This window comes from Streptomyces sp. NPDC086787 (genome assembly GCF_044745865.1).
Lineage (GTDB): Bacteria > Actinomycetota > Actinomycetes > Streptomycetales > Streptomycetaceae > Streptomyces.
In genome coordinates this window covers 186756-206671 of sequence record NZ_JBIVBC010000011.1, presented here as the reverse complement: position 1 = coordinate 206671, position 19916 = coordinate 186756, and the positions used below count along the sequence as shown (strand labels likewise).

Genomic DNA, 19916 nt, shown 5'->3' with positions numbered 1-19916 from the left:
CGGCGTCAGCGGTCCTCGACCAGGCGGGCGAAGTCCCGCTCGTTGCGTTCCGCGCGGCGCACATACCAGCGGGCGAGCACGATCATGGGTGCGTAGAGGCAGAACCCGAGCACCAGCCACTTCAGGCGGCTCGCGTCGGGGACGGCGGCGAACACGAGTGGCAGCGGGCCGACGAGCAGTGCGAGTACCGCGAACACGGTTGCTCCGGCTCTGAGTTGGGATCGCATCAGGGAGCGCACGTAGGTGTGTCCGAGGGTGGTCTGCTCGTCGATCTCGGTACGCGGCCGGTAGTGGCCGGGGGTACGACGGCCGTGGCGGGCGGGTCCGGTGACGACGACCCGGCGTTCGGTGGGCTCCACTTGGGACTCCTATCCCGTGGTCCGGCGCATCAGCAGGTCCCGCAGCTCGCGCGCGTGCCGTCGGCTGACCTGGATCTCCTCGGCACCGACCAGAACACTCACCGTGCCGGCGTCCAGGCGGAGTTCGCCGATGTGCCGGAGGGCGACGAGGTGGCGGCGGTGGATGCGGACGAAGCCGCGGGAGCGCCAGCGGTCCTCCAGGGTGGACAGCGGAATGCGTACGAGGTGGCTGCCGCCGCCGGTGTGCAGCCGGGCGTAGTCGCCCTGCGCCTCGACATGGGTGATGTCGTCGACGGCCACGAAGCGTGTGACGCCGCCGAGTTCGACGGGTATGTGGTCGGGGTCGGGTTCGTGGACGGGGATCCGCGGGGCGGCGCCGCGCAGTTCGGCGGCCCGGCGCACGGCCTCCGCGAGGCGTTCCTTGCGTACCGGCTTGAGGACGTAGTCGACGGCCTCGAGGTCGAACGCGCTGACCGCGAAGTCCTCGTGGGCGGTGACGAAGACGACGAGCGGCGGGTGGGCGAAGCCGGTGAGCAGCCGGGCCATCTCCAGGCCGTCCAGGCCGGGCATCCGGATGTCGAGAAAGACCACGTCGATGGCCTCGGGGCCATCCGGTCCGCACTCCAGGGCGCGGGTGATGCGGCGCAGCGCCTCGGTGGCGTCGCCCGCGCCCTCGGCGCTGCCGACGCGCGGGTCGGCGTGCAGCAGGTAGAGGAGTTCCTCCAGCGCGGGGCGTTCGTCGTCGACGGCGAGGGCACGCAGCATGAAGGTGGAGTCTAGGGCCTGTCGTTCGGAACGGACCCGGAAGAACAATCCGTACGGCAGTACATCCGCCGGGGTGCCCGATCATGCTGGATACAGTGCCGACATGAACAGCACGACCGCCGCGTTCGACGAGCTCGACCGGAAGATCATCACAGCGCTGATGGCGAATGCCAGGACGAGCTTCGCCGAGATCGGAGGGGCGGTCGGGCTGTCGGCCACCGCGGTCAAGCGGAGGGTCGACCGGCTGCGCGAGACCGGTGTGATCACGGGGTTCACGGCCACCGTGAAGCCGTCGGCGCTGGGCTGGCGCACGGAGGCGTATGTGGAGGTGTACTGCGAGGGGGCGGCGCCACCCCGGCGCCTGGCGGAGGTGGTCCGCAACCATCCGGAAATCACGGCCGCGATGACGGTGACCGGTGGCGCGGACGCGCTGCTGCATGTGCGGGCGCGGGACGTGGGGCACTTCGAGGAGGTGCTGGAGCGGATCCGGGTGGAGCCGTTCATCCGGAAGACGATCAGCGTGATGGTGCTGTCGCATCTGCTGCCGGAGAGCCCGGAGGCGGGCGCGACACAGGCGGCGCCGGAGTAAACATCACGGCGCGCAGCACTCGTGCGTCCTTACGGGTCACAACGCAGCGTTCCTGCGTGTCTACGCAGCTGTTGTTCCTTGTCGCGCGTATCTGTCACTTTCTACCTTGGTGTCACCCCAGTCGACACCGCCAGGAAAGCGGAGGAACCCCTCTGTGTCCGAAAGCCGTGTGCCGCGCCCCCGGCGCTTTCTGGTCTGCGAACCCAGACACTTCGCCGTGCAGTACGCGATCAACCCCTGGATGCAACCCGACGTCCAGGTGGACGTGGATCTGGCGCAGGAGCAGTGGCAGGAGCTGATCCGCGCCTACCGCGCCCATGGCCACACCGTGGACAGCGTGGAGCCGGTCGCCGGTCTCCCCGACATGGTCTTCGCAGCGAACTCGGCGGTCGTCGTCGGCGGCCGGGTCTTCGGTTCCCTCTTCCACGCGGCCGAGCGCCGCCCCGAGTCGACCCACTACGACATGTGGTTCAAGGCGGCCGGGTTCACCGTCTACCGGCCCGAGGCCGTGTGCGAGGGCGAGGGCGACCTGGTCCCGGCCGGCCGGTATCTGCTGGCCGGCACCGGTTTCCGGACCACCCGGGAGGCGCATCGCGAGCTCCAGGAGTACTTCGGGATGCCGGTGATCAGCCTGACGCTGGTCGATCCGTACTTCTACCACCTGGACACGGCGCTGTTCGTGCTGGACGACGGCCCGGCAGGCAACATCGTGTACTACCCGGACGCGTTCTCGCCGGGCAGCCGTGAGGTGCTGGCGCGCCTGTACCCGGACGCGGTGCTCGCCTCCCGCGAGGACGCGATGGCCTTCGGCCTGAACTCCGTCTCCGACGGCCGCCATGTCTTCATCGCGCCGCGGGCCGAGCGGCTGGCCTCCTGTCTGACCGACCACGGCTATGTCCCCGTCCCCGTCGACCTGTCGGAGTTCCACAAGGCCGGCGGAGGCATCAAGTGCTGCACCCAGGAGATCCGCTCATGACCGCGCCCGCCCGGCCGACCGCCGCCCGTACGTCCGCCGACCTGATCCGCGCCGAGGAGCCGGTCCTCGCGCACAACTACCACCCGCTGCCCGTGGTGGTCGCGCGTGCCGAGGGCACCTGGGTGCAGGACGTGGAGGGCCGCCGATACCTGGACATGCTGGCCGGCTACTCGGCGCTCAACTTCGGGCACCGGCATCCGGCCCTGGTCGAGGCGGCCCACCGCCAGCTCGACCGGCTGACCCTCACCTCACGGGCCTTCCACAACGACCAGCTGGCCGAGTTCGCCGAGCGGCTCGCGGAGCTGACCGGCCTCGACATGGTGCTGCCGATGAACACCGGCGCCGAGGCGGTGGAGAGCGGCATCAAGGTGGCCCGCAAGTGGGCGTACGACGTCAAGGGCGTGCCCGCCGACCGGGCGACGATCGTGGTCGCGGCGGAGAACTTCCACGGCCGTACGACGACCATCGTCAGCTTCTCCACCGACGAGACCGCCCGCACGGGCTTCGGTCCCTTCACCCCCGGGTTCCGGATCGTCCCCTACAACGACCTGGCCGCTCTGGAGGCCGCCGTCGACGAGACGACGGCCGCGGTGCTGATCGAGCCGATCCAGGGTGAGGCGGGGGTGATCATTCCGGACGAGGGCTATCTGGCCGGGGTGCGCGAGCTGACCCGCCGCGCGGGCTGTCTGTTCATCGCGGACGAGATCCAGTCCGGCCTGGGCCGCACCGGCCGTACGCTCGCGGTGGAGCACGAGGCGGTCGTCCCGGACGTGCTGCTGCTCGGCAAGGCGCTGGGCGGCGGCATCGTGCCGGTGTCCGCGGTGGTGGCCCGGCGTGAGGTGCTGGGTGTGCTGCACCCGGGTGAGCACGGCTCGACGTTCGGCGGCAATCCGCTGTCGGCCGCGGTCGGCACGGCGGTGGTCGGGCTCCTGGAGACGGGTGATTTCCAGCGCCGGGCCACCGAGCTGGGTGTGGTCCTGCGGGACGGGCTGACGGCCCTGACCGGCAAGGGTGTGGTCGGGTTCCGGGCCCGGGGGCTGTGGGCGGGCGTCGACGTCGATCCCGCCATCGGCACAGGCCGTGAGATCAGCGAGGGGCTGATGCGGGAGGGTGTCCTGGTCAAGGACACGCATGGCTCCACGATCCGGATCGCCCCGCCGCTGACCATCACCGGCGACGAACTGCGCTCCGCGCTGGGCGCGTTGGAGAAGGTGCTGGCTGCAGGCCGGTGAAGCCCGGGGCGGGGGCCGGTGCCGGCCGGCCCCCGCCCGCCTTCCGGCCCCTCAGTTCCCGCCGAGCAGCCGGTTCATCTCCTTGATCTCGGCGTTCTGTGCGGTGACGATGTCGTCGGCCGTGCGCATGGCGGCGGCGTCGCGCCCCTTGCTCTTCTCGGTGGCCGCCATCTCGACGGCGCCCCTGTGGTGCTCGGTCATCATGGTCAGGAACATCGTGTCGAAGTCCTTGCCGGTGACCCTCTCCAGCTTGGCCAGGTCCGCGGTGCTCATCATTCCGGACATCTCCTTCGAGCCGGTGTGACCGGAGTGGTCCATGCCGGCCATGGTCACGTCCTCGCCCCACGCCCTGAGCCGGCCGGTCATGGTGGTGATCTCCGGGTCCTGAGCCTTTTCGATGCGCGCCGCGAGGTCCTTGACCTGGGCGGAGGAGGAGCGGTCCGAGGCGAGTCGAGCCATCTCCAGGGCCTGCTGGTGGTGCGAGATCATGCCCTGCGTGAAGGCGACGTCCTGGGCGTTGTGGCCGTCGTCGGTGCCGCCGCCGCAGGCGGCGAGGACGGACAATGCGGTGACGGCGACGACGGCGCGGCGCGCGGAGGTACGGATGGTCATTCGGTGGACTCCAGTGGTGCGGAACGGGATTCGGGCACGCGGAGGACCGCACCCGGCAGGGGGGCGCCGATGCGGTCGTAGCGACCTCTAGATCCGCAGGAGTTGGAGTTCCGCCAGGGACGGTGGCGCGCGTGCCCCGTCCGGTGCCTCGGCCGGGCCCGGGCCCGCGGAACGGGCCGGCACGGCAGCCGCCACCGGGCCCGCGGCCGGCGCGGGCAGCTCCGGTCCGTCGTTCACGGCCCCCGAGGCGCAGGTCGCGTCGGCGTGCCGCAGATGGCGTCCGTCGCGGTGACCGTCGTCGGGACAGCCGTCGACAGGGGTGATCTCGGCCGTCATGTGCGCGGCGTGGGCGTGCCGCGGACGGTCCGTCGCACCGCCGGGAGCCAGGGCGTGCATACCGAGGAGCCCGGCCAGCAGCCCGAGCACGAGCAACGCCCGCCGCCGCCGCAGGGGCGGGCGCTCGCGGGGCTGCTGCTCGGCCGGGTTCATCAAGGTCATCCTAGGCAGGACCTGCTCCGGAGGCGGCGGACGGCCACGGCCGGGCGACGGTAGTGATCACGCCATGCTGCGGCGGCACGCGTCCGTGAAGGTTCCGGCGCGCCGCGAGCGCGCCTACACTGACACCCCATCACACGCCGGTTGACCTGCTGGAACACGGCGGCTCGGCGATCAGCCGGATCTGCCGACCGCCGGAGTGAGGAGCACTCCCTTTGTTCTACTATCTGCTGAAATATGTGGTGCTGGGGCCTTTACTGAGGCTGGTCTTCCGGCCGCGCATCGAAGGGCTGGGAAACGTACCGGCGTCGGGTCCGGCCATCGTCGCCGGTAACCATCTGTCGTTCTCGGACCACTTCCTGATGCCGGCGATGCTCAAGCGGCGCATCACCTTCCTGGCCAAGGCCGAGTATTTCACCGGACCGGGCATCAAGGGCCGGCTGACCGCGGCGTTCTTCCGCAGCGCGGGCCAGATCCCGGTCGACCGGTCGGGCAAGGAAGCGGGACAGGCCGCGATCCGGGAGGGGCTCGGTGTGCTGCGCAAGGAGGAGCTGCTCGGCATCTACCCGGAGGGCACCCGCTCCCACGACGGACGCCTCTACAAGGGCAAGGTCGGTGTCGCCGTGATGGCGCTGAGGGCCGGGGTGCCGGTCGTCCCGTGCGCGATGATCGGCACGTTCGAGGCGCAGCCGCCGGGCAAGGTCGTCCCGCACGTCCGCCGAGTCGGCATCCGTTTCGGCAAGCCCCTCGACTTCTCCCGCTACGCCGGTATGGAGAACGAGAAGGCCATCCTGCGCGCCGTCACCGACGAGATCATGTACGCGATCCTGTCGCTGTCCGAGCAGGAGTACGTCGACCGGTACGCGGCCGAGGTCAAGGCGGAGGAGGCCGCGGCGCGCGGGAAGCGGGAGCGTGCGTTCCCGCGTGCGCCGCTGAGCTGACGAAGGGGCGGCCGGAGTGCTCCGGCCGCCCCTCGCGCCTTGGTGGCCCTTGCCGCTACGGCACAGGCGTGGCGTGCGGCGCGCAGCTCACGTCCGCGCTCTCCAGCTTGCCGTTGAGCAGGTAGTTGTCCACCTGCTCGTTGATGCACGGGTTGACCAGGCTGGTCACACCGTGGGAGCCGGCGCCCTCCTCGGTGATCAGGCGGGAGCCCTTGAAGCGCTTGTGCAGTTCGACGGCACCCACGTACGGGGTGGCGGCGTCACGCGTGGACTGCACGATGAGCACCGGCGGCAGGCCCTTGTGGGTGGTGACGTTCACCGGGGTCTGCTGCTTGGTCGACCAGGTGGCGCAGGGCAGGTTCATCCATGCGTTGGCCCAGGTCATGAACGGGCTGTCCTTGTTGAGCCGGGTGTTGTCCCGGTTCCACTTGTTCCAGCTGGTCGGCCACTTGGCGTCGGCGCACTCGACGGCCGTGTAGACGGCGTTGCCGTTCTCCGCGCTGATGTTGCCCGCGGTGTCGGACATGTCCGGGGAGGCCGCGTCGACCAGTGCCTGGGTGTCACCGGCGACGTACTTGCTGAACGCGGTGGCGACCGGCACCCACGAGGAGTCGTAGTACGGCGCGCTCTGGAAGAAGGAGATCAGCTCGGCCGGGCCGACGACCCCACCGAGCGGCGCCTTCTTGGCGGCGGCGCGCAGCTTGACCCAGTTGTCCTGGACGGCGGCGCGGGTCTTGCCGAGGTGGAACTTGGCGTCGTTGGTGGCGACCCAGTTCTCCCAGTCCTTCCAGCGCTTCTCGAAGGCGACGTCCTGTTCCAGGTTGGCCTGGTACCAGATGTTCTCGCGGTCCGGGTTGACGACACTGTCGACGATCATGCGCCGGACGTGTCCCGGGAACAGCGTGCCGTACACGGCGCCGAGGTAGGTGCCGTACGAGACGCCGAGGTAGTTCAGCTTCTTCTCACCGAGGGCGGCCCGGATGACGTCCAGGTCGCGGGCGGTGTTCGGCGTGGTCATGTGCGGCAGCATCTCGCCGCTGCGCTTGAAGCAGCCGTCGGCGTACTCACGGGCGAGCTTGCGCTGGGCGCTCTTGTCGGCCTCGGTGTCCGGCACCGGGTCGGCCTTGGGCGCCTTGACGAACTCCTGCGGGTCGATGCAGGAGATGGGCGCGGAGTGGCCGACACCACGCGGGTCGAAGCCCACGAAGTCGTACGCCTTGGCGGTGTTCACCCACAGGGCGGACTTGGTGGTGACCCGGCGCGGGAAACGCAGGCCCGAGCCGCCGGGACCGCCGGGGTTGTAGATGAGGGCGCCCTGGCGCTCCTGCTTCGTACCGGTGTTGCCGATACGGTCGACGGCGAGCTTGATCTGCTTGCCGTTGGGCTTCGCGTAGTCGAGCGGCACGGTGACCCAACCGCACTGGATCGGCTTCTCGATCCCCCAGTCGGCGGGGCAGTCCGCCCACTTGATGCCCGCCTTCGCCGCGCGCGCGGCGGCGACGGCCGCTCCCTGGGCCTCCCGGTCCTGACCGTGACGGGTCTGCGCACTGGCCGCGGGCGCCGCCAGGGCGCTGGTGATCAGAGTGGCTGTGACGAGCGCTCCGGCCGAGCCGAGCGCCAGCGCGCGGTTCTTCGGTCTCATGTCCCTCAAGAGGGCCCTCCCGTTACATCGCTGCGAATGGTCACGGGGATCCTCGCGGCTGTGAGGAACGTGAGAACAGAGGCCGCGCAGCATCTTTACCAATCCGATAACCGGATGATCATGTCACGCTGCCGGATGGTCACCCGAGCAGTGTCAGCGCCTCGTCGAGCACCCGGCGCAGCCGCAGGCCGTCGGCCGCGAGCGCGGTCACCAGTACAGCGGGTCCGGCGAGCGGAGTCAGCGCGGCGGCGTCCCCCAGCGGACGCGCCTCGGGCGGGTCGGCGCGGAACTCGGGTCGCGCGACCACGAGTTGTCCTACAGCACGGTGTCCGGCCAGTACGGCGGGCCCGTCCCAGCCGCCCGGAGCGCCGGGACCGCAGGCCAGCTCCTGGTCGAGTACGGTCCGCCCGGCGATCCGCAGCGTGAGACGGCTGCCGAGCCGGCCGGGCCGCTCACCGACCCGCCCGAGCACCTGCTCCTCGCGCAGCACGAGCCGTGCGGCGGCTTCGAGTTCGACCAGGGTGCGCACGCGCAGGTCGCTTCCGGCAGCGGAGATCAACGGCTCCGGCAGCCAGCACAGTTCACCGCCGTCGGCGACCCGGAGCCGTACGTCGTAGTGCGCTTCGCCCTCCGCCTGTCCGGGCAGCGCGATGGTCGCGGCGGCCGACCCCACCTCCAGCCGGGCCCCTCGCTGCACCTCGGCCCGCACCTCGAACCGGTCGCCGCCGAGCGGGCCGCCCATCGCCCCGACGAGCATCACCCGGGCCGCCGTCCCGCCGGCCCGGGTGCGCCGCACCGCGAGCGGTCCCCCGCCCGCCAGGACGGGCAGCGCGGTGCCGCCGCGTCCGTCGTCCCGGGCGACGATCCGCGCGGTCGCACGGACGCCTGTCCCGGTCATGCCGTCCATACGGCGATCCTGGCCCGCACCCAGTCGGCCACCTCCGTCACTCCGGCCTCGCTCCGCAACGACTGCAGCACGAACGGCAGTCCGGAGCGCTGTTCCTTCGCGTCCGCCGCCATCCGCTTGAGGTCGGAGCCGACGTACGGGGCGAGGTCGGTCTTGTTGATCACCAGCAGGTCGGCGGTGGTGACACCCGGACCACCCTTGCGCGGGATGTCGTCCCCGCCCGCCACGTCGATCACGAAGATCTGCGCGTCGACGAGTCCCTTGGAGAAGGTGGCGGTGAGATTGTCCCCTCCGGACTCGACCAGGATCAGGTCCAGCGGCCCGGCTTCGTCCTCCAGGTCCTCCACCGCCTCCAGGTTGGCGGAGATGTCGTCCCTGATCGCCGTGTGCGGACAGGCGCCCGTCTCCACGGCTGTGATCCGCTCCGGCGGCAACACGGCCTCGCGCAGCAGGAATTCGGCGTCCTCCCGGGTGTAGATGTCATTCGTCACGACGGCGAGCGAGAACTCGTCCCGCAGCACCCGGCACAACGCGGCCACCGTGGCGGTCTTCCCGGACCCGACGGGCCCGCCGAGCCCGACCCGCAGGGCCCGCCGCGAGCCGTCGGGCCGCTGGGCGTCGGCGCTGACGGCGGCGGGTCCGTGATGGTCGTGATCAAGATGCATATGAGCAGCTCCGTTCATCCAATTCATCCCATCCGTTCCAGGAGTGAGTACGTGCGGGGGCCGGGTCGGCGGCCCGGCTACGACGCGAACAGCCGGGCGGGCCAGGCGGCATGCGCCTCGGCCGCCACTTCCAGCCACGGCGCCGAAGCCGTCGGCAGCGCGTCGACGCCGTCGGAAGGCACCCGCTGGGCCGCCGCCACGGCCGCGTCCGCGACGCGGTCCAACTCCGGTGCCAGCCGTGCCAGTACCCCGGTCGCGTCGAGCGGGTCGAGGCTCAGCAGCCGCACGGTGGCGGTGGCCGCGCCGCCCACGCTCTCGTAGGCGGCGCAGTACGCCGCGTCGCCCGCCGTGAGCCCGGCCGAACGCGCCACGAGCCCGAGCACCACCGGCTGATGCGCCCCCTTGGGGAACTCCCGGGCCAGCGCGTCGAGTTCTTCGGACGGCCAGACCGCCCGCCCGGCCCGCATCAGCTGCCGCCCGAGCCGGCGCGCGGTGGCCCGCAGCGCCTGCGAGGGCGTACGCGCGTCGGCGGCCGCGTCCAACTCCCCCGGCCGCACTCCGAGTAAGGCGGCCGCAGCCAGCGCGGCGGCCACCAGCCCGGCCGTGTGCAGCCGTCCCCGGCAGAACTCCTCCAGGTCCGCGGCCCCGGTGATCCGCCCGGCCCGGACTGCCGCCTCCGCGCCGCCGGAGTGCGCGTGCCCCCCGGCGGGAAAGCGGCCGTCGGCCAGGACCAGCAGTGCTGCCCTGGACATCAGAAGAGGAAGTAGCGCTGGGCCAGGGGCAGTTCGGCGGCCGGTACCGCCTCGACCAGCTCACCGTCGATGCGCACGGCGAAACTGTCGGGATCGATCCGCACCTCGGGCCGCGCGTCGTTCTCCCGCATGTCCGCCTTGGTCACCCCACGGGTGGAGTCGATGACGGCGAAGCGCTTCCCCAGCCGCAGCCGCTCGGGCAGCCCGTCCTCGACGGCGAGCGGGGCCACGAAGTTGACCGAGTTGGCGGCCGGTGCCCGTCCGATCGCCCCGTACATCGGGCGCGGCAGAAGCGGCTGCGGCGTCGGGATCGAGGCGTTCGCGTCGCCCATCTGCGCGTACGCGATCTGGCCGCCCTTGATGACGAGCAGCGGTTTGACGCCGAAGAACGCCGGTTCCCACAGCACGAGGTCGGCCAGCTTGCCGGTCTCCACGGAGCCCACCTGCCCGGCGATGCCCTGGGCGAGCGCCGGGTTGATCGTGTACTTGGCGACATAGCGCCGTACCCGCCGGTTGTCGGCCCGCCCGTCTCCGGGCAGCGCGCCCCTGCGCCGCTTCATCACATGCGCGGTCTGCCAGGTCCGCATGACGACCTCGCCGACCCGTCCCATCGCCTGCGAGTCGGAGGAGATGATGGAGATGGCGCCCAGGTCGTGGAGGACGTCCTCGGCCCCGATGGTCGACGGCCGGATCCGGGACTCGGCGAACGCCAGGTCCTCCGGCACGGCCGGGTTCAGATGGTGGCACACCATCAGCATGTCGAGGTGCTCCTCGACCGTGTTGACGGTGAACGGCCGGGTCGGGTTCGTGGAACTCGGCAGCACGTGCGGCTCGGACACCACGGTCATGATGTCCGGCGCGTGCCCGCCGCCCGCACCCTCGGTGTGGTAGGCGTGGATGCCGCGCCCGCCGATCGCGGCGAGTGTGTCGTCCACGAATCCGGCCTCGTTGAGGGTGTCGGTGTGGATCGCGACCTGGATTCCGGTCCGGTCGGCGACGGTGAGGGCCGCGTCGATGACGGCAGGGGTCGACCCCCAGTCCTCGTGCAGCTTCAACCCGAGTGCTCCGCCGCGGATCTGCGACAGCATCGCCTCGTGCGAGACGGTGTTGCCCTTGCCGAGCAGACCGATGTTGAGCGGGTGGGCGTCCATCGCCTCCAGCATCCGGGCGAGGTGCCACGGTCCGGGCGTCACGGTCGTCGCCTTCGACCCCTCGGCCGGACCGGTGCCGCCGCCGACGAGCGTGGTGATACCGGCGCTCAGCGCCTCGTCGGCGATCTGCGGGCAGATGAAGTGGACATGCGCGTCCACGGCGCCGGCCGTCAGGATCCGCCCGTTGCCCGCGATCACCTCGGTCTCCGGGCCGATGACCAGGTCGGGATGCACCCCGTCCATCGTGTCCGGATTGCCCGCCTTGCCGATCCCGGTGACCCGGCCGTCGCGGATACCGACGTCCGCCTTGACGATCCCCCAGTGGTCGACGATCACGACCCCGGTGATGACGGTGTCCGGGGTGCCGTCGGCGCGGGTGGCACGGGACTGGCCCATGGACTCGCGGATGACCTTCCCGCCGCCGAAGACCGCCTCGTCCCCGGCGAGTCCCGGGCCGCCCGAGCGGTCCTCCTCGATCTCGATCAGCAGGTCGGTGTCGGCGAGCCGGATCCGGTCGCCGGTGGTCGGTCCGAACAGGTCGGCGTAGCCGGCGCGGGAGATCTCAGGCATCGAGCGCACCCCCGGTCTCGCCGCGCAGTCCGGACACGATCCGGGCGCCGGCGAGCGGGACGAGTTCGACCTCGGCAGGAATGCCGGGCTCGAAGCGCACGGCGGTACCGGCGGAGACGTTCAGCCGCTTGCCGCGCGCGGCCGTACGGTCGAACTCCAGGCCGGGGTTGGCCTCGGCGAAGTGGTAGTGGGAACCGACCTGAACGGGCCGGTCGGCGGCGTTGAGGACGGTGACACGGGTGACCTCGCGGCCCTCGTTGTACACGATCGGGTCCTCGGCGAAAAGGATCTCTCCGGGAATCACGGTGGCCTCCCCGGTCAGACGATCGGGTCGTGGACAGTGACGAGCTTGGTGCCGTCCGGGAAGGTCGCCTCCACCTGGACGTCGTGGATCATCTCGGGGATGCCTTCCATGACATCGTCCCGGGTGAGCAACGTGCGTCCGGAGGACATGAGTTCGGCGACGGTACGGCCGTCACGGGCGCCTTCGAGGACGTGCGACGTGATGAGGGCGACCGCTTCCGGGTGGTTGAGCCTGAGCCCGCGGGCCCGGCGCTTCCCGGCCACGTCGGCCGCCACATGGATCAGCAACCTCTCCTGTTCGTGCGGGGTCAGTCGCACGTCCCACCTCCAGTCCTCGCTCCGGACCGTGGGGGCCCGGCTGCCTCGGCCACGGGGCAAAGTCCCTGGTGGCGTGGAGGGGCAGGCTAGTTGCGCCGAGTTTCCGACACGTTAAACACCCGAGCCCGTCACTCGGACGGCTGCGGGGCCCGCATGCTCATCAGCGCGCGCAGCCCCTTCTCCAGGGTTTCCGGCGGCAACTCCTCGAACACGGCGAGGTGCACGGTGTACCCCTGCGCGAGCGCGATCATGACCCGGGCCAGGGCGTCCGCGTCGGCGTCGGCGGGGATCAGGCCCGCGGACTTGTAGCCCTCGACCACCATCGCCCAGGCGCCCCTGACCCGCTCGTACCCGGCACGCAGGACCTCCGCGAGTTCGGGATTGCGCAGGACCTCGGTCCACACCTGGACCAGCAGCCGGGAGAAGAGCCACTCCCCGCTCGCCAGCAGCACCGGCCTGGCCTCCCGCAGTTGCCGCAACGCCCGGGGAAGCAGCACGTCGGGCAGGGGCGGCGGGGTCTCCGCCGCCGCACCCTCATAGGTGCTCCCCAGCACTCCGAGCACCTCTCCGACAATCGCGGCGATCAGCTCGTCCTTGCCGCTGAAGTAGCGGTAGACGGCGCCCGCGGACAGGTTGACCTCCTTCAGCACGTCCTGCATCGACGTGGCGTGAAACCCGTTTCGGGCGAAGCACAGGGCTGCGCCGTCGAGGATCTGACGGCGGCGGGCGTCTAGGTGTGCCTGGGTCACTCGGGCCATGGTCACAACCTAAAACGAACGTTCCTTCTTGACAAGGCGCGCCGACGGAAGGACGCTGGGTCAATCCTAAAACGAACGATCCTTCTTTTTAGCGGGCCACATCGGCAGCACCGACCGACCAAGGAGACGCATGTCCGCCCATTCCGCGCCCCGCTCCGGGCCCGGCGCCCGACGCCTGATCGCGGTGATCGTCCTCGTCCCGCTGCTCGCCGCCCTGGCGCTGTGGGCGTTCGCCTGGCCGGCCGCGCGGACCGCGCCCCACGACCTGCCGATCGGCCTGGCCGGCCCGGCGAAGGCGACGGCTCCCCTCGAACAGAAGCTGACGCGGCAGGAGGGTGCGTTCGAGATACATCACTACGCCGACGAGGCCGCCGCCCGTGACGCCATCAAGGACCGGACCGTGTACGGCGCGGTGGTGGTGACCGCCGGGGGCCCCAAGCTGCTGACCGCGTCCGCGGCCAGTCCGCTGGTCGCCCAGCTGCTCCAGCAGAAGGTGGCGGCGCAGGCCGCGGGCGACTCCGGCGTGGTGGCAGAGGGCAGGAAGGCCGAGAAGGCCAAGACGAGCGAGACGAGCGAGACGAGCGAGACGGCCGAGAAGGTCAAGAAGACCGAGAAGGCCGGCGAGGCGGCGAAGGGGGCGAAGGCGGCGAAGGCTAGCCAAGCGAAGCAGGCGAAGGCGATCACGAAGGTCACGACAGTCGACGTGGTCGCCTCCTCCCCGAAGGATCCGCGCGGCGCGGCCCTGAGCGGAAGCGTGCTGCCGCTCGCGCTGGCCGGGATGGCGGCGGGCGCGGTGGTGACCCTGCTCGGGCTGCGCGGCGCCCGCGCGGTGACGGCTCTGGTGGGGGCAGCGGCGCTGGTGGGTCTGGTCGGGGCCGGGATCGCGGACAGCTGGCTCGGGGTGATCACGGGCGACTGGTGGGCCGAGGCCGCGGCGTTCGGACTGTCGACGCTGGCCGTGAGCGCCGCCGTCGCCGGGCTCGCGGCACTCGTCGGGTCGGCCGGGATCGGATTCATGTCCGGTGTGGTGATGCTGATCGGCAACCCGGCCTCCGGCGCCTCCTCCGCCCCGCAGCTGCTTCCCGAACCGCTCGGGGCGATCGGCCAGTGGCTGCCGCCGGGCGCGGGGGCGACTCTGCTGAGGTCGGTGTCGTACTTCGACGGCGCGGCGGCCACCACCCCCGCCCTCACCCTGACCTGGTGGGCGGCGCTGGGCCTGGGCGCGGTCCTGGTGGGCAGCGCGCTGAGGAACCGGGTCCGCGCGGAGGAGCAGGCACCCGAACGGCCGGTGCTCGCACTCGCCGACTGACCCGGCAGCACCACGGACGACCGTGCACCCCCGCAGTAGCGGACGGGGGTGCACGGTCTTTTTTCGCGCGGGCGGCTACGCCCCGTCTGCCCTGCGGTGCTCCGCCGCGAGGCCGAAGCGGCGGGTTTCCGGGCCCCCGGGGGCGGAAGTGCGGTCGTGGACGCTGGAGACCGAGGAAGCCACCTTGTCCTCCGCGGGGTCCTGGAGTTCCTCCAGCCGTTCGAGGTCGGCGGCGGAGACGAGGGCGACGAGAGGCTTCCCGTGCCGTGTCACGACGACGCGCTCACCGCCGTACACCACCCGGTTGATCAGGTCGGCGAGCTCAGCCCTGGCTTGCGTAACCGGAATCTCGTAGGCCATGCCTCCAGCTTACGGGGACCTCTTACTCATCCGTACTCATCGTACGTCCTGTACATTTTTTACAGAGAGCCCGTTCGGAGACGGCTCCATCACGAGGAGGGGTATGCCCATGACCCGTACGTCCGCACACACGTCCACCCGCGCGCTCGATCCGTACGCGAAGCTGCTGGAGGAGCGGATCGTGCTGCTCGGCGCGCCGATCGACGAGGTCTCGGCGAACGATGTGGTCGCGCAGCTCATGCATCTCGAGTACGCGAGCCCGGACCGCGGCATCTCGCTCTACATCAACTCCCCGGGCGGCTCGTTCAGCGCGATGACCGCGATCCACGACACGATGCGGTACGTCGGCTGTGACGTGGAGACGGTCTGCCTCGGGCAGGCCGGCCCGTCCGCCGCGGTGCTGCTCGCCGCCGGTACGCCGGGCAAACGGTTCGTACTGCCGGGCGCGCGCGTGCTGCTGCGGCAGCCGTCGCTGCCCGAACCGACGGAAGGTCAGCCGAGCGACCTGGCGATCCGGGCCCGGGAGTTGGAGCGGGTCCGCGCGCGACTCGAGGAACTTCTCGCCCGGTACACGGGGCGCACCCCGGAGCAGGTGCACGAGGACCTGGAGCGTGACCTCGTCCTCGACGCGCGGGGCGCACTGGAGTACGGGCTGGCGGACGGGGTCGTAACGAGCCGCGAGGCGTCCCGCACCGCGCCGGGCGAGAGGTGACCGCCGATGCTGCCGCCGGAACTGCCGCCGCTGCCCGCCCTGACCCGGGCCGAGGGCGAACTCGTCGACCGCTACCTCGACGCGGTCGACCTGCTGGGCCGGATCAACCCGGCGCAGCAGGAGGGCACGTACAGCGGGCTGCGGGCCGCCCAGGCCCTGGTGTCCGCGGCGACGGCGCTGCGCGACGCGCTGGCCGTCATGCACCGGCGGGGTGAGTCGGAACTGCACGCGGCCACCCTGGCGCGGGCGATGCGGGTGCTGGACGGGGAGCGCCGAACCGCCCGGGTCACCGTTCCGCCGAGCCGGACGGGCTGACTTCCGTTCGTCCGCAAGGGTGTTGAAACGGCCCAGAAGGCTTACCCCCGTACGGCGTAGCCGAGCGTCCGTTCGTGAGCCCGTAGGAGTTGCGCAACACGCCTGTCAGAGCCGGACGGTGGGGTACTCCGCCGCTGGTCCGGGGGCCGTTCGCCCTCTCGACCATGACTCGAACACAGCAATGTCCACCCGAACGGGTGAGTGGTGAGTAACCCCACAAATCCCCGATTCCATTGGGTTTTTCGGACACGGGTGAGTGAAGATCCCTGTCTGACGACAAGCCCCCGCCACAGCGGCGGGGCGGTCCGGGTGGACGCCGAGTCCTGCCGCCTCCCGGATGACCGGTCGACAGGAGTGGATCGGCAGGAGTGGAGGACCCAAGCAAGACGGGTCGCCGGAACGGATGTTCGCTGGTTCATCTGTTCGTTCTGAGCGTCCCTTGGGGTGAAGCCGCGGCAACGCGGCCGGGCTACTTCGCCAGCCCGAATCCGACAGGTCATCCTTCACAGGCGGCTGACGAAGGGTTGCGCATGACTGCGCTCAATCGTGTCCCGTCGCTCATGGCCCGTGCCGGTACGGCCTCGGCCCTGACCATCGCCGCAGTGGGCGGCTCGATCGTGGTTCCGGGCATGGCGTCCGACGCCGCGGCGGCGACGACGGCTACGAAGGCACTCCAGATCGCGGCTTCGAAGAAGGGCGCCCCGTACAAGTGGGGCGCCAGCGGTCCGCGACGGTTCGACTGCTCGGGGCTGACGCTCTACTCGTTCAAGAAGGCGGGCAAGAGCCTGCCCCGCACGGCCGCCCAGCAGTACAACAAGACGCACCACGTCTCGTCCGGGCACCGCAGGGCCGGCGACCTGGTCTTCTTCCACTCGGGATCCAACGTGTACCACGTGGGGATCTACGCCGGTAAGGGGAAGATCTGGCACGCCCCGAAGAGCGGGGACGTGGTGAGACTGCAGAAGATCTGGACGAAGAGCGTCTGGTACGGCCGGGTCGGCTGAACCGCCGAGGGGGCGGCGGCTCGCATCGCGGCGTCGCCCCCTCGGGCCCGGCCCGTCCCCCGCGCCTCCCCGGCGCCTCCCGGCGCCGGTCAGGGGTCCTGCTGCCCCGCGGCCGTCAGCGGCTGGGCGGTCACGGTCCACGGCAGTTCGATGGCCACGGTCTTGCCGCCCTCCCGCGTGGGCCGGACGCAGAGTCTGCCGCCGCACTCCGCGGTCAGCCAGCGGATGATCACCATGCCCCGGCCGTTGTCCTGCTGCACGGCAGCGGGTAGCCGCTTGGGGAAGCGCGGATGACTGTCGGTGACGCCGATGCTCAGCCGCTCCGCGCGGTCGAGCACGATGTCCACCGTGAACGTGGGCGACTGCCCGAAGGTGTGCTGCACGGCGTTGGTGGCGAGTTCCGAGACGATGAGCCGGATGGTGTCGGCCACCTCGGTGTCCGACGGCAGACCCCATTCCGCGAGGGTTCCCAGTACGTAGGAGCGGGCCGCGGCGACCGAGACGGGATCGCTCGGCAGAGTTACGGACGCTTCCAAATGATCTGCCATGGCGACGTCGTCCCTTTCACGCGGGACCGGAGTCCGACACGCTGCGGATGGTTCGAGTACGGTCCCGGACTGGTGCTTCGCCGCCAGACTGCCACCACCGCCCCGGCCACGGGTATCGATCCGCCAAGATGTGCATATATCTGTCGCTCGATGCGGTGAACTCTGCGACGGCAGAGCGTATTTGGGCGGCCCGGGTGGAGTAGGGAGTAGTCCATGCAGAACGGTCCCGCGGTGCGCCGCCGGAAACTCGGCGCCGAACTGCGCATGCTGCGCACCGGGGCGGGTCTCACCAGCGGTGAGGCGGCCCGGCTGGTGGGCTGGCACCAGTCGAAGGTAAGCCGTGTCGAGACGGGCGCGAGTGGAGTGAAACCGGCCGATGTGCGGTTACTCCTGGACGCTTACGGGCTGACGGACCGCCAACTGCGCGAACTGATCATGGTATTGGCGGGCGCGGACGACATGGGCGGCCGACACCACTGGTCGCACGCCTACCGCGGGGTGCTTCCGCCCGCCTACCGGGACTTCATCAGCCTGGAGTCACAGGCGAGCACGATGCGCACACTTGAGACGTCGGTGGTCCCCGGACTTCTCCAGACCCCGGCCTACGCACGTGCGGTGACCAGGGCGGCCGTACGCCCGGGCGACGACGCCGAACAGCGGCTCGACGCGCTGGTGGCGGTGCGGCTGGCCCGCCAGGACGTGCTGCGGTCGGATCCGCCGCTGAAGCTGAGCGCCGTACTGGACGAGGCCGTGCTGCACCGGCAGGTCGGCGGTCCGGAGGTGATGGCGGGGCAGTTGGAGCGGCTGGCTCAGGCGGCGCGGCTGCCCCAGGTACGGCTTCAGGTGCTGCCGTTCGCCGCCGGCGCCCACATCGGCATCACCGGACCTTTCGTTATTTTGTCATTTCCGCGCACTTCCGATCTGGACGTGGTTGTTCTCGACCAGTTGACGAGTAGCCTCTATCTCGAACAGAAGGACGACCTCCGGGCCTACTCCGAGGCCTTCAAAACCCTTCAGGGCCACGCCCTTTCACCCGAGGAATCGATGGATTTCCTCGCCGGGCTGGGCGACGGCGCATAACGCGTAAGGAGGCACCATGACCGCACTGGCTCGGCACCTGCCCTCCAGTACCGAGCTGCACGGCGTGCGCTGGCTGCGCAGCAGCTACAGCACGGGAGCGAACAACTGCGTGGAGACGGCACGGCCGCGCTCCGGCCCGCTGACCGGACTGCTCGCCGTACGCGACTCCAAGACCCCCTCCGGGCCGGCGCTGCTGTTCTCCGCCGGGAGCTGGACCGGCTTCCTGGCAGCGCTCCGCTGACCCCCGTACCCCCCGGAGCGCCGCCCCACCGCCACTGACTCAGTGTCCGCCCAGGCGGTGCACGGCCGTGTCGTGCGGACTCACGGCCGCGCCTCGCCGATGACACGTACAGCGCGTTCGATCTCGGCCTCGGAGAGGTCCGCGCGGGCGGTCAGCCTCAGCCGTGAGATGCCGTCGGGCACGGAAGGAGGACGGAAGCAGCCCACGGCGAGGCCTGCCGTACGGCAGTCGGCCGCCCAGCGCACCGCCCCCTCGGGGGACGGCGCCCGCACGGAGACCACCGCGGCCTGCGGCCGTACCGCCTCCATACCCGCGGCGGTCAGCCGCGCGTGCAGTTCAGCGGCGACCTGGCGTGCCCGCGCCGCGCGCGCCGGTTCCCGGCGCAGCAGCCTCAGTGCGGCCAGCGCCGCGCCGACCGAGGCCGGTGCGAGTCCCGTGTCGAAGATGAACGTTCGTGCCGCGTTGACCAGATGGTCGATCACCCGGGCGGGGCCGAGCACGGCACCACCCTGGCTGCCCAGCGACTTGGACAGGGTGACGGTGACGACGACGTCCTCGGCGCCCGCGAGCCCGGCCTCGTGCGCCGTTCCCCGGCCGCCCTCGCCCAGCACACCGAGCCCGTGCGCGTCGTCGACCAGCAGCCCGGCGCCGCGCTCCCGACAGGCCTCGGCGAACGCGGCGAGCGGCGCGGCGTCCCCGTCGACCGAGAAGACCGCGTCGGAGACGACCACCGCGGGCCCCTCGTGCGTGCCGAGCGCCTTGCGCACCGCGTCCGGGTCGGCATGCCCGACGACCTGCGTGGTGCCGCGAGCCAGCCGGCAGCCGTCGATCAGCGAGGCGTGGTTGCCGGCGTCGGAGACGATCAGGGTGCCGTGCGGGCCGAGAGTGGTGACCGCGGCGAGGTTGGCGGCGTATCCGGAGGAAAACACCAGAGCCGCCTCGAAACCGCAGTATTCGGCCAGCTCGCGCTCCAGCTCGCCGTGCAGTTCGGTGGTGCCGGTGACCAGCCGGGAGCCGGTGGAACCGCCGCCCCAGGTGCGCACGGCGGCCGCGGCCGCGTCGGTGACCTCGGGGTGCCGGGCCAGGCCCAGATAGTCGTTGCTCGCCAGGTCGAGCAGCGGCGAGTCGGCCGGCCGGGGGCGCAGCGTCCGTACGAGTCCGGCACGCCGGCGCTGCTCCGCCTGGTGGTCGATCCAGCCGAACGCCATGGGTCCTCCGGGGCTTTTGTAGGTAGCGGACAGACACTAGCCGGACGCCCAGCCGCCCAGGGTGTGGCAATACCCACACGGTGATCCGTCTCCGTTGTGCAATC

Annotated in this window: 25 protein-coding genes and 1 riboswitch; of the genes, 10 read left to right on the top strand and 15 right to left on the bottom strand. The window is 71.0% G+C overall.

Annotated elements, in window-relative coordinates; genetic code table 11:
- Positions 1-5 precede the first annotated feature (5 nt).
- Positions 6-359, bottom strand: coding sequence for a hypothetical protein (locus tag ACIPK3_RS24850; RefSeq protein WP_402572966.1), 354 nt, complete (start codon positions 357-359; stop codon positions 6-8).
- Between the two features lie 9 nt (positions 360-368).
- On the bottom strand, positions 369-1124 hold the full coding sequence (locus ACIPK3_RS24845) for a LytR/AlgR family response regulator transcription factor (RefSeq protein ID WP_402572965.1): 756 nt from the start codon (positions 1122-1124) through the stop codon (positions 369-371).
- Positions 1125-1227: 103 nt separating this feature from the next.
- Here ACIPK3_RS24845 and ACIPK3_RS24840 point away from each other — a divergent pair, with 103 nt between their 5' ends.
- The 3 genes from ACIPK3_RS24840 to rocD all read left to right on the top strand — a co-directional run bounded on the left by ACIPK3_RS24840 (position 1228) and on the right by rocD (position 3921).
- Positions 1228-1713, top strand: coding sequence for an Lrp/AsnC family transcriptional regulator (locus ACIPK3_RS24840; RefSeq protein WP_402572964.1), 486 nt, complete (start codon positions 1228-1230; stop codon positions 1711-1713).
- 154 nt (positions 1714-1867) lie between these two features.
- On the top strand, positions 1868-2689 hold the full coding sequence (gene ddaH, locus ACIPK3_RS24835; protein ID WP_402572962.1) for a dimethylargininase: 822 nt from the start codon (positions 1868-1870) through the stop codon (positions 2687-2689).
- Positions 2686-3921: an ornithine--oxo-acid transaminase gene (rocD, locus tag ACIPK3_RS24830; protein ID WP_402572961.1), complete on the top strand. Its 1236-nt coding sequence runs from the start codon at positions 2686-2688 to the stop codon at positions 3919-3921. Before ddaH ends, rocD begins: the two co-directional genes overlap by 4 nt.
- Positions 3922-3972: 51 nt before the next feature.
- Here the strand turns inward: rocD and ACIPK3_RS24825 are convergent, their stop codons facing one another.
- Together ACIPK3_RS24825 and ACIPK3_RS24820 are read right to left on the bottom strand one after the other, a co-directional pair.
- Entirely contained in the window at positions 3973-4533 is a 561-nt protein-coding gene (locus ACIPK3_RS24825; protein WP_402572959.1) for a DUF305 domain-containing protein, read from the bottom strand.
- An 87-nt stretch (positions 4534-4620) separates the two neighbouring features.
- The gene (locus tag ACIPK3_RS24820) at positions 4621-5022 is read right to left on the bottom strand and encodes a DUF6153 family protein (protein WP_402572958.1); all 402 of its coding nucleotides are present in this window, start codon (positions 5020-5022) and stop codon (positions 4621-4623) included.
- A 221-nt stretch (positions 5023-5243) separates the two neighbouring features.
- Here ACIPK3_RS24820 and ACIPK3_RS24815 point away from each other — a divergent pair, with 221 nt between their 5' ends.
- Complete coding sequence (locus ACIPK3_RS24815; RefSeq protein ID WP_402572957.1) at positions 5244-5969, top strand: lysophospholipid acyltransferase family protein; 726 nt, start codon at positions 5244-5246, stop codon at positions 5967-5969.
- 55 nt (positions 5970-6024) lie between these two features.
- Here ACIPK3_RS24815 and ACIPK3_RS24810 read toward each other — a convergent pair whose 3' ends face one another.
- The 8 genes from ACIPK3_RS24810 to ACIPK3_RS24775 form a co-directional block, all read right to left on the bottom strand.
- Positions 6025-7611 (bottom strand): alpha/beta hydrolase, encoded by a 1587-nt coding sequence (locus tag ACIPK3_RS24810; RefSeq protein WP_402572956.1) that lies wholly within the window; start codon positions 7609-7611, stop codon positions 6025-6027.
- 139 nt (positions 7612-7750) lie between these two features.
- Positions 7751-8518 carry an urease accessory protein UreD gene (locus ACIPK3_RS24805; protein WP_402572954.1) on the bottom strand — a complete coding sequence of 256 codons (768 nt, stop codon included), beginning with the start codon at positions 8516-8518 and terminating at the stop codon, positions 7751-7753.
- Positions 8506-9183, bottom strand: coding sequence for an urease accessory protein UreG (ureG, locus tag ACIPK3_RS24800; protein WP_402572953.1), 678 nt, complete (start codon positions 9181-9183; stop codon positions 8506-8508). Before ureG ends, ACIPK3_RS24805 begins: the two co-directional genes overlap by 13 nt.
- A 77-nt stretch (positions 9184-9260) precedes the next feature.
- Positions 9261-9935 carry an urease accessory protein UreF gene (locus ACIPK3_RS24795; RefSeq protein ID WP_402572951.1) on the bottom strand — a complete coding sequence of 225 codons (675 nt, stop codon included), beginning with the start codon at positions 9933-9935 and terminating at the stop codon, positions 9261-9263.
- Positions 9935-11656, bottom strand: a complete 1722-nt coding sequence (locus tag ACIPK3_RS24790) for an urease subunit alpha (RefSeq protein WP_402572949.1) — start codon at positions 11654-11656, stop codon at positions 9935-9937. Before ACIPK3_RS24790 ends, ACIPK3_RS24795 begins: the two co-directional genes overlap by 1 nt.
- Complete coding sequence (locus ACIPK3_RS24785; protein WP_402572948.1) at positions 11649-11960, bottom strand: urease subunit beta; 312 nt, start codon at positions 11958-11960, stop codon at positions 11649-11651. The genes ACIPK3_RS24790 and ACIPK3_RS24785 overlap by 8 nt, the downstream gene beginning before the upstream one ends.
- Positions 11961-11974: 14 nt before the next feature.
- A complete protein-coding gene (locus tag ACIPK3_RS24780) occupies positions 11975-12277 on the bottom strand; it encodes an urease subunit gamma (protein ID WP_402572946.1) in 303 nt (100 codons plus the stop codon).
- Positions 12278-12405: 128 nt separating this feature from the next.
- Positions 12406-13035, bottom strand: coding sequence for a TetR/AcrR family transcriptional regulator (locus ACIPK3_RS24775; RefSeq protein ID WP_402572945.1), 630 nt, complete (start codon positions 13033-13035; stop codon positions 12406-12408).
- A gap of 130 nt (positions 13036-13165) precedes the next feature.
- On the opposite strand from ACIPK3_RS24775, the gene ACIPK3_RS24770 reads away from it, so the two are divergent.
- Entirely contained in the window at positions 13166-14344 is a 1179-nt protein-coding gene (locus tag ACIPK3_RS24770; RefSeq protein WP_402572943.1) for an ABC transporter permease, read from the top strand.
- Between the two features lie 75 nt (positions 14345-14419).
- Here the strand turns inward: ACIPK3_RS24770 and ACIPK3_RS24765 are convergent, their stop codons facing one another.
- Positions 14420-14704 (bottom strand): type II toxin-antitoxin system Phd/YefM family antitoxin, encoded by a 285-nt coding sequence (locus ACIPK3_RS24765; protein ID WP_402572941.1) that lies wholly within the window; start codon positions 14702-14704, stop codon positions 14420-14422.
- A 109-nt stretch (positions 14705-14813) separates the two neighbouring features.
- On the opposite strand from ACIPK3_RS24765, the gene ACIPK3_RS24760 reads away from it, so the two are divergent.
- From ACIPK3_RS24760 to ACIPK3_RS24750, 3 genes are all read left to right on the top strand, one after another.
- A complete protein-coding gene (locus ACIPK3_RS24760) occupies positions 14814-15416 on the top strand; it encodes an ATP-dependent Clp protease proteolytic subunit (RefSeq protein ID WP_402572940.1) in 603 nt (200 codons plus the stop codon).
- A 6-nt stretch (positions 15417-15422) separates the two neighbouring features.
- Positions 15423-15731, top strand: a complete 309-nt coding sequence (locus ACIPK3_RS24755) for a hypothetical protein (RefSeq protein ID WP_402572938.1) — start codon at positions 15423-15425, stop codon at positions 15729-15731.
- 304 nt (positions 15732-16035) lie between these two features.
- Positions 16036-16258, top strand: a riboswitch (cyclic di-AMP (ydaO/yuaA leader).
- A 3-nt stretch (positions 16259-16261) separates the two neighbouring features.
- On the top strand, positions 16262-16735 hold the full coding sequence (locus ACIPK3_RS24750; RefSeq protein WP_402572936.1) for a C40 family peptidase: 474 nt from the start codon (positions 16262-16264) through the stop codon (positions 16733-16735).
- Between the two features lie 89 nt (positions 16736-16824).
- Here the strand turns inward: ACIPK3_RS24750 and ACIPK3_RS24745 are convergent, their stop codons facing one another.
- Complete coding sequence (locus tag ACIPK3_RS24745; RefSeq protein WP_402572934.1) at positions 16825-17283, bottom strand: ATP-binding protein; 459 nt, start codon at positions 17281-17283, stop codon at positions 16825-16827.
- A 213-nt stretch (positions 17284-17496) separates the two neighbouring features.
- On the opposite strand from ACIPK3_RS24745, the gene ACIPK3_RS24740 reads away from it, so the two are divergent.
- Positions 17497-18363, top strand: coding sequence for a helix-turn-helix domain-containing protein (locus ACIPK3_RS24740; RefSeq protein WP_402572932.1), 867 nt, complete (start codon positions 17497-17499; stop codon positions 18361-18363).
- Positions 18364-18379: 16 nt separating this feature from the next.
- The gene (locus ACIPK3_RS24735) at positions 18380-18604 is read left to right on the top strand and encodes a DUF397 domain-containing protein (RefSeq protein WP_402572930.1); all 225 of its coding nucleotides are present in this window, start codon (positions 18380-18382) and stop codon (positions 18602-18604) included.
- Between the two features lie 80 nt (positions 18605-18684).
- On the opposite strand, the gene ACIPK3_RS24730 is transcribed toward ACIPK3_RS24735, so the two are convergent.
- On the bottom strand, positions 18685-19812 hold the full coding sequence (locus tag ACIPK3_RS24730) for an 8-amino-7-oxononanoate synthase (protein WP_402572928.1): 1128 nt from the start codon (positions 19810-19812) through the stop codon (positions 18685-18687).
- Positions 19813-19916 lie beyond the last annotated feature (104 nt).